Annotated in this window: 10 protein-coding genes; 2 read left to right on the top strand and 8 right to left on the bottom strand. The window is 49.0% G+C overall.

Annotated features, from left to right (window positions below):
* Nucleotides 1–8: 8 nt before the first annotated feature.
* The 8 genes from BCF53_RS06705 to BCF53_RS06740 form a co-directional block, all read right to left on the bottom strand.
* Nucleotides 9–1229: a cysteine desulfurase gene (locus BCF53_RS06705; protein ID WP_132700781.1), complete on the bottom strand. Its 1221-nt coding sequence runs from the start codon at nucleotides 1227–1229 to the stop codon at nucleotides 9–11.
* Nucleotides 1226–2512 carry a Fe-S cluster assembly protein SufD gene (sufD, locus tag BCF53_RS06710; RefSeq protein ID WP_132700783.1) on the bottom strand — a complete coding sequence of 429 codons (1287 nt, stop codon included), beginning with the start codon at nucleotides 2510–2512 and terminating at the stop codon, nucleotides 1226–1228. Before sufD ends, BCF53_RS06705 begins: the two co-directional genes overlap by 4 nt.
* On the bottom strand, nucleotides 2513–3262 hold the full coding sequence (gene sufC / locus BCF53_RS06715) for a Fe-S cluster assembly ATPase SufC (protein WP_132700785.1): 750 nt from the start codon (nucleotides 3260–3262) through the stop codon (nucleotides 2513–2515).
* Nucleotides 3263–3297: 35 nt separating this feature from the next.
* Nucleotides 3298–4737 (bottom strand): Fe-S cluster assembly protein SufB, encoded by a 1440-nt coding sequence (gene sufB, locus BCF53_RS06720; protein WP_132700787.1) that lies wholly within the window; start codon nucleotides 4735–4737, stop codon nucleotides 3298–3300.
* Nucleotides 4738–4748: 11 nt separating this feature from the next.
* Entirely contained in the window at nucleotides 4749–5909 is a 1161-nt protein-coding gene (locus BCF53_RS06725) for an IscS subfamily cysteine desulfurase (protein ID WP_132700789.1), read from the bottom strand.
* On the bottom strand, nucleotides 5909–6397 hold the full coding sequence (locus BCF53_RS06730; RefSeq protein WP_132700791.1) for an Rrf2 family transcriptional regulator: 489 nt from the start codon (nucleotides 6395–6397) through the stop codon (nucleotides 5909–5911). The genes BCF53_RS06725 and BCF53_RS06730 overlap by 1 nt, the downstream gene beginning before the upstream one ends.
* Nucleotides 6398–6652: 255 nt before the next feature.
* Nucleotides 6653–7531, bottom strand: a complete 879-nt coding sequence (locus BCF53_RS06735) for a universal stress protein (RefSeq protein ID WP_132700792.1) — start codon at nucleotides 7529–7531, stop codon at nucleotides 6653–6655.
* Entirely contained in the window at nucleotides 7531–9015 is a 1485-nt protein-coding gene (locus BCF53_RS06740) for a SulP family inorganic anion transporter (RefSeq protein ID WP_132700793.1), read from the bottom strand. The genes BCF53_RS06735 and BCF53_RS06740 overlap by 1 nt, the downstream gene beginning before the upstream one ends.
* Nucleotides 9016–9392: 377 nt before the next feature.
* On the opposite strand from BCF53_RS06740, the gene BCF53_RS06745 reads away from it, so the two are divergent.
* A complete protein-coding gene (locus BCF53_RS06745) occupies nucleotides 9393–12110 on the top strand; it encodes an ExeM/NucH family extracellular endonuclease (protein WP_132700794.1) in 2718 nt (905 codons plus the stop codon).
* Nucleotides 12111–12235: 125 nt separating this feature from the next.
* Nucleotides 12236–13030, top strand: coding sequence for a UDP-2,3-diacylglucosamine diphosphatase (locus tag BCF53_RS06750; RefSeq protein WP_132700795.1), 795 nt, complete (start codon nucleotides 12236–12238; stop codon nucleotides 13028–13030).
* The last annotated feature ends 9 nt before the right edge of the window (nucleotides 13031–13039 follow it).

Consider the following 13039-nt stretch of genomic DNA (forward strand, 5'->3'; position numbering starts at 1 on the left):
AGAGCAAACTAAAAAAGAAAATACTTAACTTTGTCGAGCGCGTTAAACAGGCCATCGACATCCTCACGACTGTTGTAGAGGGCAAAGCTCGCACGCACCGTTCCGGTCACGTTAAAGTGATCCATGATCGGCATTGCGCAATGGTTACCTGTACGCACAGCAACACCCTGCTGATCGAGCAATGTGCCCACATCCTGCGGGTGAGCCCCATCCAAAACAAAGCTCATGACACCGGCCCGGTTTTTGGCATTTCCGATCAGACGAAACCCTTCATAACCGGCTGCACGCTCCAGCGCATATTGCAGCACATCATGCTCATGCGCGGCGACGGCTTTACGATCCAGCGCGGTCACATAATCAATCGCCGCTCCCAAGCCAATAGCACCGGCAATATTGGGCGTTCCCGGCTCAAACTTGTACGGCAGTTTGTTGTAGGTGGTTTTTGCAAAGGTGACGGTTTCAATCATTTCACCGCCGCCCATAAATGGCGTCATTTCATCCAGTAAAGCCTGCTTACCATATAAAACGCCAATGCCTGTCGGGCCATAGAGTTTATGACCGGAAAATGCGTAAAAGTCACAATCCAGCTCTGCCACATCAATCGGCCAATGGGCAACAGCCTGTGCACCATCGATCAGCACTTTCGCACCCACCTGATGTGCCAGCTCAATCACCTCTTTGACTGGGTTTACCGTCCCCAGCGCATTGGAAACCTGCACCATAGACACAAATTTCACGCGCGAATCGAGCAGCGCTTTAAAGGCATCCATGTCCAGCTCGCCGTCTTCGGTCACCGGAATCGGAACCAGCTCTGCCCCGGTACGCTGACAAACCATCTGCCAGGGAACAATATTGGCGTGATGCTCCATTTGCGACACCAGCACGCGATCACCGGCTTTCAGGTTTTCTAACCCCCAGCTGAACGCCACCAAGTTCACGCCCTCTGTGGTACCCTTGGTCCAGATAATTTCATCTGTCGAGGCAGCATTAATGAACGCTTTAACGGTTTGCCGGGCCTGCTCAAAATAACCGGTGGCCCGGTCACTCAGTGTATGAGCACCACGATGCACATTACTGTTGTCATGACGGTAGTAATGACAGATGGCATCAATCACCGCATTCGGTTTTTGCGTGGTCGCACCGTTATCTAAGTAGATCAGCGGCTTATCGTTGATGGTTTGCGCCAGAATCGGAAAATCCTGACGAATGATGTTCACATCAAAGCTCATGGAATATGCCTCGTTAAATCTGCCTGCCCCTTAGCAAACAGCTCACTCAGCATGGGTTGCAACAACAAACGCACCGGCTCATCGGACAGTGCGTCGAGCAACTCATTGATAAAACCAAAACTCAGCATAACTTCGGCTTCTGCCCGGCTGATGCCGCGCGAAAGGAAGTAAAACAGCATGTTGTCGTCGAGCTGGGCAATTGTAGCGCCGTGAGCACAACGTACGTCGTCGGCATAGATTTCCAGTTCCGGCTTGGTATCGATCTCGGCTTTCGGGCTTAACAGCAGGTTGCGGTTATTCATATCTGCCAGCGACTTTTGTGCATGAGGGTGAATATGAATACGACCATTAAAGACCGCCTTACCCTGCTCACCGAGAATGCCGCGGAAGATCTGATTACTGACGCAGTTCGGCACGGCATGATCAATACTGGTGTGGTAATCGATCACTTCATTGCCGGTTGGCAGATAAACGCCATTCATGCTCAGCTCGGCACCTTCGCCTCGGTAAACAACCGCAATATCTTTGCGCTTTAATACACCACCAATAGCCATGTGGAAGGTTGTCAGCCTGGCGCTGCGCTCAAGTGCCGCACTGACTCGACCAATGTGGTGGCTCTCGCCTTGCTCCAGCAACAGGTGATAATGCGTTAAATGCGCATTTTCACCGACAACAATGGTGGTATTGGCATTGGTAAACCCTACACAGCCTGCAACCTGCGTGAAGGTTTCGGCAACGGTCGCATTGGCGCCCGGCTCAACCTCAATCAACAACTGGGTGTTAACCATGCTGTTGCTGCCGGCCTGTAAAAAATTGAAATGTAATGGCTGAGCCGCCTGAACATTTTTATCAATTTTCAACCAGTAGCCCTGATCCAGAGCGCCCTGATTCAGGCTGTCAAAAAAGAAACTGCCGCGCTGCGCTTCAATCTTTTCAATAAAAGACTGCGCCTGTGCTTCGCTGAAGTCATCTGAGCTGATCAACGTTACACCAGCCGGCAACTCACCATGAAAGTTAAGCTTACCGTTTTCAATCCGAATAGAAACTTCGTTCCAGTCCGCAAACTGTATACCTTCACCAAAATCGGTTTCCGCGTGCTTTTGCCACGGCACCGCGACAACTTCTTTCAGCGGCGTGTACTTCCAGGCTTCCGTTTTACGCGTTGGCAGGGTTGCAGCTGTAAAGGCACTCTGCCCTGCGGCCTGCCAGCTTTTCAGCCAAGCTGGTTGTGATGCTGCGTTCGCAGCACTGAATACGTCAGATGTATCGAAACTGTTACTCACTTATACAGTCTCCTTTTCGATCCACCCATAGCCGTGCGCTTCCAACTCTTTCGCAAGTTCGCTGCCACCGGACTTAACAATTTTGCCGCCGGCCAGAACATGAACGTAATCCGGCACAATGTAATCCAGCAGACGCTGATAGTGGGTCACAACAATGAAAGAGCGGTCTGGGCTGCGTTGTGAATTCACACCATCGGCAACCACCTGCAGGGCATCGATATCGAGGCCAGAATCGGTTTCATCAAGAATACACAGCGACGGCTCAAGCAGCATCATTTGCAGGAGCTCATTACGCTTCTTCTCACCACCGGAAAAACCTTCGTTAACCCCGCGCTTCAGGAAGTCTGCAGGCAGGTTAACGGCTTTGGATTTTTCACGAGCCAACTTAATAAATTCTACCGATGTGTAAGGGGCCAGGCCCTTCGACTCACGGACAGCATCCACAGATGCCTTAAGGAATTCCATATTTGAAACGCCCGGAATTTCAACCGGATACTGGAACGCCAGGAACAACCCCTTACGGGCACGCTCTTCGGCATCCAGCTCGAGCAGATCTTCACCGTGAAAATCAACACTTCCACCAATGACTTCATAGCCGTCACGCCCGGCCAATACATTGCCCAGGGTACTTTTACCTGCGCCGTTAGGGCCCATAATGGCGTGAACCTCGCCCGGGTTAATGGTTAAATCCAACCCTTTGAGGATTTGCTTTTCTTCAACGCTTGCTTGCAGATTTTTAATGCTTAACATGAATTTGAATAACCTATAAATAATTTCAGGGTGGATTAACCAACGGAGCCTTCGAGGCTCACTTCCAATAACTTTCCGGCTTCTACGGCAAACTCCATAGGCAGCTCTTTAAAGACTTCCTTACAGAAACCGTTAACGATCATCGACACGGCCTTTTCAGCATCAATGCCACGCTGCTGACACAGGAACATCTGGTCATCACTGACTTTAGAGGTCGTCGCTTCGTGCTCTACAACCGCCGACGGGTTCTTACTTTCAATATAAGGGAAGGTGTGTGCGCCGCACTGGTCGCCAATCAACAGTGAATCGCACTGTGTGAAGTTTCGCGCACCCTCAGCACCGGCCTGCATTCTCACCAGACCTCGATAGCTGTTCTGGCTTTTCATTGCACTGATACCCTTGGAGATAATGGTCGACTTGGTATGTTTACCAATGTGGATCATCTTGGTTCCGGTATCGGCCTGCTGCTTATTACGCGTCAGCGCAACGGAATAGAACTCACCAATGCTGTGATCACCCTTGAGAATGCACGACGGATACTTCCAGGTAATTGCAGAACCGGTTTCAACCTGCGTCCAGCTGACTTTGGCCCGGGTATGAGCAATCGCACGCTTGGTCACAAAGTTATAGATACCGCCCTTGCCATCTTCATCGCCCGGATACCAGTTCTGAACCGTTGAGTATTTGATATCGGCGTCATCCATCGCTACCAGCTCAACCACCGCAGCGTGTAACTGGTTTTCATCGCGCATGGGCGCGGTACAGCCTTCCAAATAACTGACCTGGCTGCCTTCATCGGCCACAATCAATGTCCGCTCAAACTGACCGGTGTGGGCTTCGTTGATCCGGAAGTAGGTAGAAAGCTCCATCGGGCAACGCACGCCCTTTGGAATGTACACAAAGGAGCCGTCAGAAAACACAGCAGAATTAAGTGCTGCATAAAAGTTATCGCGCTGCGGTACGACCGAACCCAGGTACTTTTTAACCAGTTCCGGGTATTCCTGAACAGCTTCAGAAATAGAACAAAAAATCACACCGACTTCAGCCAGTTTTTCACGGAAGGTTGTACCAACCGAGGTGGAATCAAAAACCACATCAACTGCGACACCCGCCAAACGCTCACGCTCGTGAATGGGCACCCCTAACTTTTCATAGGTGGCCAGCAGTTCAGGGTCGACATCATCAAGCGATTTAGGCCGGTTTTCTTCAATACTTTTTGGCGAAGAATAGTAAGAGAGCGCCTGAAAATCGGGTGTAGGATAGTTAACATTGGCCCAATCCGGCTCTTCCATTTCCTGCCAGGCAGCAAAGGCTTTTAAACGCCATTCCAGCAGCCACTCGGGCTCGTTCTTTTTCGCCGAGATAATGCGAATGACTTCTTCATCCAAGCCAGCGCGAATGGTTTCAGATTCAATATCTGTCACAAAGCCAGCTTCATAATCTGACTTTATATACTTCTCTACTTCTTCACTCATATTTAAACCTTTTAACTTTTCGCAACTGTTCGCAAAGATGTGACTGCTTCAGTAATGGCTGAGACAGCATTATCGATATCTTCTTCGGTGGTATAACGACCCACGCTGAAACGGATTGAGCTGTGGGCATCGTGATCGGATAGCCCCATTGCCTTTAATACATAAGATGGGGCCACCGTCGCCGACATACAAGCCGAACCGCTGGAAACGGCCAGCATACGCAGACCCATCAACAGTGATTCACCATCGACCCCGTGAAAACACACATTCAAGTGCGCAGGAGAACGCGGCGCCTGACTGCCATTAACAGACACATCCGCTAATGAAGATGAGATGCCCTGCCACAACTGGTCACGTAGCTTTTGTAGCTTTTCAATTTCAGTGCCAGCTTCATCGCTCAAAATTTGTGCCGCTTTTCCAATTCCAACCAGCTGATGCGTGGGTAAGGTGCCGGAGCGCATGCCACGCTCATGGCCGCCACCGTGCATTTGAGGCAACAGTTTCAGTGTGCTGCGCCGTCGCACATACAAAGCGCCGACTCCCTTCGGGCCATAAAATTTATGTCCGGACATCGACAACATTGTCACTGGCAGCGTTTCAACACTGAGCGAAACCTTACCAATAGCCTGAGCAGCATCGACATGAAAATAGACGCCAACCTGCTCACACAAGCCGGCGATCTCATCGATCGGGTTTATTACGCCCGTTTCATTATTCACAGCCATCACAGAAACCAGCCGGGTATTTGGCCGCAACTCTGCCTCGACAGCCGCCTTGCTGATCACGCCTGTAGAATCCGGCTGAATAATCGAAACTTCATAACCCTGCTGCTGTAAGTGCACAACCGGGTCTAATACGGCCTTATGCTCTGTCGCGCTAGTGATAATGTGGCAATCTGACGGCGCATAGTTTTCTGCGACGCCCTTAATGGCCAGATTGTTTGATTCTGTGGCGCCGCTGGTCCAGACGATCTCGCGGCTGTCCGCACCGATCAGGTCCGCAACCTGATTACGGGCTTCTTCAACCGCTTCCTCGGCCATCCAGCCGTAAAAATGAGAGCGGGATGCCGGGTTGCCGAAGTCGCCATTAACATCGAGGTACTTCACCATTTCTGTAACGACGCGTTCATCAACCGGAGTGGTCGCGGCGTAATCTAAATAAATTGAGCGCATTAGTTAATTTCTACTTTATCTATGTTTGTGCTTTCTAACAGCATCGACAGCCTCTGGTTTTGCCGATTATTCACGGCCTGAATCTCATTCCGGGACACCAAATCTGCCAGACTGATACTATCAAGAAAGGAATATATCTGGGCGCTGAGATCTTGCCACAAATGATGGGTTAAGCATATTTCACCCTGCTGACAGCCTACCGAGGCACCGCCGCATTTGGTGGCATCCATAGACTCGGAAACCGCGTCTACAACCTTGGCAACACTGATTTCATGCTTTTCTTTGCCCAACAGGTAGCCCCCGCCGGGGCCACGCACAGACACCACCAGCTGCTGCTTTCGCAATTTTGAAAACAGCTGTTCCAAGTATGAAAGGGAAATCCCCTGCCTTTGCGAAATATCCGCAAGACTTGTTGGGCCCTTGGCCTCGTTAAGAGCCAGATCGAGCATTGCCGTTACCGCATAACGGCCTTTGGTGGTCAGTTTCATAGCGAAGCATCAACTAAGGATTTCGCTAAAAATTATAAATACCTGACTAAAACAGTCAACTATTAAAAATCCGAAGGTTATATGCGTATTTTTTGCATATAAATTAAAAGCACCGCTGGAAGCTGCCTCGTTGAGATAAGTGACGCTCAAACTTAACGCTAATCGAATTTTCAGGGTGCCATTTAAAGAAAACCCCAGCTAGAACTGGGGCTTTCGTGTCACTCGTTTAAGAGCATGACTTCACCATCACGGGCCTTAACGCAACAGCAACAACGGCACCTTAGTATTCAGCAACATCTTCGCAGTAAAGCTACCAAACACCAGCTCACGCAACCGGTTATGGCTGAACGCACCCATAACGGTCAGGTCAATGTTATGGATCTCCTGATACTGGCAAAGTGCTTTAGCCGCATCACCTTCCAGTACACCGGCATAGACCTTGCGCCCTGCCGAAACGAGTTTCTGCTTGGCTTTTTCAATGATCTCTGCACCCTGCCCCTTTTCTTTAGCGACATAAACCAGATGCACTGGAATATCGTTAAACATAGGGCTACTGGCGACCATTTCCAGGGCTTTATCACTGCAGGCGCTGCCATCGTAAGCGATCATAGCGGCCTTTGGCTCGGCAAACTCTTTGTTTACGACCAGAATGGGGCGTTGAATGCTGCGCACCAGAGTTTCCAGATGCGCGCCTAAATGGTCCGTGGCTTCCTCATGCTGTTCGCCACGAATACCAACCACGACAACCCGGGTTTCATGTTCAAAATCAAGCAGCGTTTCGGTAATAGAGCCATGACGCTGAACGGTAACAGGATTTTCAATGCCGGCTTCAGTGGCCCGTAGCTTAACGGTCTCAAGCATCTGCCGGCCCTTCTGCATTTCCAACTTATTACGCTGCTGTTCCAGCTCCGTCAGCTCAGAAAGCAGCAACTCCTGCGCGCCCAGGCCAATGGCACCGGTCAAGTCGGCAGCAGCCGTCGTCGTCGCATGCTCAATAGCGTAAACCGCCTTAAACGGTGCAGCCAGAACACGGCTTAACCAAACGGCATAATCACAGACCGCAGAGTTGAATTGAGAACCATCAATACAGGCAATAGTCCAGGTACGTTCGTTATTTTTATTTTCTGCTGCCACTAGTGGCCTCCCAGTACTTTTTCGATTTCATCAGATTTATCGTGCTTACCAAAACGGTCAACAATCGTCATGCTGGCTTCGTTCATGCCGGTCACATTTACTTCAGTGCCTTCCCTACGGAATTTCAACACAACCTTATCCAATGCTTCAACCGCTGTTATATCCCAGAAGTGGGCGCGGGATAGATCAATATCAATCTTTTCAACAGCTTCTTTAAAATCGAACGCTGCGGTGAACTTTGGCGCAGAGCTAAAAAACACCTGACCATGCACTTTATAGGTTCGGGTATCCGTACCTTCATCAAAGGAAGAATCAATATACATAAAGTGGCCAATCTTATTGGCAAAGAACATCGCGGCCAGTAAAACACCGGCAAAGACACCGAATGCCAGGTTATGCGTCCAGACCACAACAATAACAGTCACCAGCATCACCAGGTTAGTAGAAAGCGGGTATTGCTTTAAATTTCTGATCGACGCCCAGTTAAAAGTCCCGATCGAAACCATAATCATCACGGCCACCAGCGCGGCCATTGGAATTTGAGCAACCCAGTCATTCAGGAAAACAACAAGAATCAACAACACCGTACCGGCAACAAAGGCTGATAAACGGCCACGACCACCGGATTTCACATTGATTACAGATTGCCCGATCATCGCGCACCCTGCCATGCCGCCCAGCAAGCCTGCACCAATATTGGCTATGCCCTGCCCTTTACATTCACGGTTTTTATCGCTCGTTGTATCCGTCAGGTCATCAACGATGGTTGCTGTCATTAAGGATTCCAGCAAGCCAACAACGGCCAAAGGCGCAGCATAAGGGAAGATAATCTTCAGCGTTTCCAGGTTCATAGGAACATCAGGCCAGAGGAAGATTGGCAGCGTATCCGGTAGCTCACCCATATCACCTACGGTACGAATATCCAGATCCAGAACAATTGCAACAACGGTCAACAGCAGAATACACACCAAAGGCGACGGTATGGTCTTGTTAAGCAGCGGGAACAGGTAAATAACCCCAAGGCCGGCCGCCGTCATCGCATACACCACCCAACTGACGTCCGTCAGCTCTGGCAGCTGGGCCATGAAGATCAGAATCGCAAGCGCATTAACAAAGCCGGTTACCACTGACCGCGACACAAAGCGCATCAGCTCGCCCAAGCGAAGATAGCCAGCAATAATCTGTAATACACCGGTCAAAACCGTCGCTGCCAGCAGGTATTGCAGACCATGCTCTTTCACCAAGGTCACCATAACCAGCGCCATGGCACCGGTTGCCGCCGAGATCATCCCCGGCCGGCCGCCGACCACAGAGATCAGCACAGCAATACAGAAAGAGGCATACAGGCCAACTTTAGGGTCTACACCTGCAATAATAGAGAATGCAATCGCTTCAGGGATGAGTGCCAGTGCAACCACCAGACCCGCCAGAACATCGCCGCGGATATTACCCAGCCAATCTGCCTTCTTTTGTGCCAATAACATTTATACGCCTCTTAGTCTTTCTGAAATCAATATTCAATGAGTGTGCCATCTGATTATTTCAAACAGCCGATCAAAAAGCGCGCAAGCGTACACAGTCGGTGTGCACAATTCAATGAATTAGAGTGTGAAGCCTGCACTCATACTTTATGAGTACTAGCTCAAAAAATAAGCTTACAAACATATGCAAACGGTCAAGAAACTGTCACATTTGGGCCATAAGGTGACTGGCTGCTACTCAGATCACCTGATTACGAACTAAAAAAAGAGCGATACCCGCCGTACGTCTAATCACTTTGAGAGCAACATGAAATGGTCGCCGGTTTCTTTGAAGCCCGACCTAAAAGATAAAGATAAAGTCACCTATTGGGAGAGTATCCATGAAACAGCCTCTTGCTATCTTAGTGAGTAGCATAGTCCTCGCCTCTGCGGCGCAGGCAGATGTCATTTTTTCTGAATATATTGAAGGCTCCAGTAATAATAAAGCCCTCGAACTATACAACTCTGGATCAGAAGCCGCTGACCTTTCTGAATACACCATTGAACTATACACCAACGGCAATAGTGACGGTGCAGGAAGCACTAAAACACTATCTGGAACCCTATCTGCAGGCGCCTACTTTGTTATCGCCAATAGCTCAGCAGACAGTACTCTTGCAGCTCTTGCAGACCTTACTTCATCTGTTACTAACTTTAACGGCAATGATGTTCTGCTGCTTAAGCAAAACGATACAGTTGTCGATCGAATCGGCCAACTGGGAAATAACGAATATTTCGCACAAGATGTGACCCTGGTACGCAACAGCGATATTACCAGCGGTGACAGCGATTATGAATCAGCTTTCGATACCTCTGAAGAATGGACAGAGTATGATCAAGACACCTTCGATTACCTGGGTAATGGCGATGGCGGCGATGGTGATGGTGATGGTGATGGCGATACTAATGACTCTACAGCAGAAATAGATACCCCGCCAGAATATGCTGCAGAACTCACTATCATGCAGGTTCAGGGCGATGGCGACAGTTCTCCATACATCACATCCGGCTATGAAACAGAAGACAACTACAAGGTTACCGGCATTGTCACCGGCATTCAAACCGACACCAGTGATACCATACTTTCCAAAGGCTTCTTTATTCAGGACGCCAGCGGAGATGACGATGAAACAACCTCCGATGGCGTCTACGTTTATTATTCTGACACCGATGAATTAGGCCTGAGCATCGGCGATGAAGTCAGTGTTTATGGCCCCATCAAAGAGTATTACACCCTGACGGAACTGGCGCCGGTGTATGTAGAACTCACCGGTAATACCGGCAACATTGAGCCCACAGCACTGCGTATTCTAGAGAGTGATGAAGACTTCGAAGATACCCTTGAGCGCCACGAAGGCATGTATGTATTGCTGGACGAAGAAGCGGATATGCACATTACCCGCACCTTCAGCTTTGACTATGTGACCCGAGAAAATAGTGGTTACACCGAGTACCGTGACAACATGGTCGTTGCACATGGCGACTGGAATATCAATCCTAATCAGAACTTTGGTCCTGGCTCAGAGGGTGCCATAGCCCAATCTGAAAATAACGCCTTGAACAGACTGTATGTTGAATCTATGACTGAAGGAGAAAGTGGCGCTATTCCATGGTATTCCACCTTCCAAGATGATACTGACTTAGATGGCTCAGCCGATGAATACCTGCGCGTAGGTGCGGTGGTTGATGGCATGACGGGTTTTATTGGCTACGACTACTCTGAATATCGCTTTTATGTTGAAAAAGAACTGGATTTAAATTCTGAAAACTTCATCTATGCCTATGGTTACGACCGTACCGAAGAACCCCAACTGCTCGATGGCGATTTGCGCGTTGCAACGTTCAATGTACTGAACTATTTCAACTCTGCAATTGGTGGAAACGCCAACCCAGCAAACGACAACCGAGGTGCTGATAATACAGATGACTTTAATACTCAAACAGCCAAAATCATCAGCGCCATCATAGCAATAGATGCAGATATCGTCGGCTTAATGGAAATAGAGAATAACGGTTTTGATGAATATTCAGCTATATCTGTACTGGTTGATGCCCTGAACCAAGAACTTGAAGAAGATGATCAATACTCTTTTGTTGCACCAGAGGGTTATGACTATATCGGCACCGATGCAATCACCAACGCCATTATCTACCGTGCGTCTACTGTTTCCTTGGATGACGTTATCGTTATTGAAATGCCGGAACAACATGCTCCTGCAGTTACTTCCAGTACAGGTACTGTAGAAGAAGATGGTGACAACTATCAGCGTGATGCACTCACACCAACATTCACCCATATCGACAGTGGCGAACAACTCACCATTTCCGTTAATCATTTGAAATCAAACGGCTCTACTTGTTATGACGACTTTGATAGTTCTGGTGAACTAACAGATGATGATCTGCAGGGTAACTGTGAAGCGCTACGAGTTTCCGGCGCCTATCATCTAGCAGAACAACTGAGCGATATGGACGGTTACAAGCTCATCATTGGTGATTTGAACTCCTATGGTAATGAAGATGCCATCATGTTACTGACCAATCAGGATAACGCAGCTGAAGGCTATGAAATCGACGCGGCTGCTTACACCTATATTAGCGGTGAAGACGGCGAAGTATTGCATGGCGAAGATGGCGCTGTTCTGACCGAAAGTTATGGTTATTTAAACCTAATCGAGCTATTTGATGCGGGCTATTACAGCTACTCCTATAACGATGAATTGGGCACGCTGGATTACATTCTGGGCAGTGCAGATATTGAAGATATAGTCATTGATGCCATGCACTGGAATATCAACGCTGGTGAAAGCGATCTATTTGAATACGACTACAGCTATGGCGATGTGCAGACTTATGAAGATGCCTACCGCTCTTCAGATCACGACCCCGCCATTGTGGTACTGGAGTTTAATTCTGACAGCAGCACCGGCGGTGAAACGACCGACGATGAGGATGAAGAAGACGACGAAGACACCTCTGCCGGCTCATTTGACCCGTTCACGCTGATGGGAATGCTCAGCTTACTTGCTATTGGTGCCGTTCGACGCCGTAAGCTTTAATTATCTATCTCGATTCCAAACAAGCCGGGTTCGCCCGGCTTTTTTGTCACAAACTGTTCACCAAGCCTTCACAGTCCGGTCATGCGAAATTTCTACTGTTTGCAAAACGTAGACGGGCAAAGCCAATGCAGAAGCGCAACGTAAGAACCCTATTCCTTTCCGACATTCATCTTGCAAACCCGAACAGCCAGGTTAAACGGCTCAGTGAATTCCTGAACATGGTGGATGCCGAGTACATTTTTCTGCTGGGCGATATTGTCGATTTGTGGAAGCTCTCCAGCCGCAAAGGCCGTTGGTATAAATCGCATGAAAAGGTACTGCACCAGATTATGGATTTAGCCAAAAACGGCACCAAGGTGATTTACGTGCCCGGCAACCATGACCCCTTCTTCCGCACCTTTGGCGGCCTGAATATTGGCCAGGTCGATGTGTACGAAGAGTATATTCACACCATGGCCAACGGCGATAAATTCCTGCTGATGCACGGCGACCGCTTTGATAAAGAACTCTATGTGGGCGATACCTGGCACTACATTGGTGAAGCGCTTTACGAAACCATCGTCACCTGCAACCGGCTTTTGAATCAGGTACGCAGCTGGATGGGCAAACCTTATTGGTCACTTTCGGTTGCACTGAAGATGAACAGTAAAAAAGCGCGCGATTATATTGAACGCTTTGAACAACTGGCGGTGGACTACGCGAAACAACAAAACGCACAAGGCGTTGTTTGCGGGCACATCCACCAGAGTAAGCTGATCAAAAAGGATGGCATTATTTACGGCAATGACGGTGACTGGGTTGAATCCTGCACGGCACTGGTTGAAAACACCGACGGTACCTTGGAGCTATTAACCTGCAAAGCCGTAACGGTTCAGAAAACCAAACCAACAGTGACTGCCAGACCCGCCGTGGAAGCCTAAGCCAGAGCC

Origin of the sequence: Reinekea marinisedimentorum (assembly GCF_004341165.1) — a bacterium.
Taxonomy (GTDB): domain Bacteria; phylum Pseudomonadota; class Gammaproteobacteria; order Pseudomonadales; family Natronospirillaceae; genus Reinekea; species Reinekea marinisedimentorum.

Bases quoted from the DNA above. Each gene is read 5' to 3' on its own strand.
- BCF53_RS06705 (WP_132700781.1), bottom strand. From the start codon at position 1,229: ATGAGCTTTGATGTGAACATCATTCGTCAGGATTTTCCGATTCTGGCG.
- sufC (WP_132700785.1), bottom strand. From the start codon at position 3,262: ATGTTAAGCATTAAAAATCTGCAAGCAAGCGTTGAAGAAAAGCAAATC.
- sufB (WP_132700787.1), bottom strand. From the start codon at position 4,737: ATGAGTGAAGAAGTAGAGAAGTATATAAAGTCAGATTATGAAGCTGGC.
- BCF53_RS06725 (WP_132700789.1), bottom strand. From the start codon at position 5,909: ATGCGCTCAATTTATTTAGATTACGCCGCGACCACTCCGGTTGATGAA.
- BCF53_RS06730 (WP_132700791.1), bottom strand. From the start codon at position 6,397: ATGAAACTGACCACCAAAGGCCGTTATGCGGTAACGGCAATGCTCGAT.
- BCF53_RS06740 (WP_132700793.1), bottom strand. From the start codon at position 9,015: ATGTTATTGGCACAAAAGAAGGCAGATTGGCTGGGTAATATCCGCGGC.
- BCF53_RS06745 (WP_132700794.1), top strand. From the start codon at position 9,393: ATGAAACAGCCTCTTGCTATCTTAGTGAGTAGCATAGTCCTCGCCTCT.
- BCF53_RS06750 (WP_132700795.1), top strand. From the start codon at position 12,236: ATGCAGAAGCGCAACGTAAGAACCCTATTCCTTTCCGACATTCATCTT.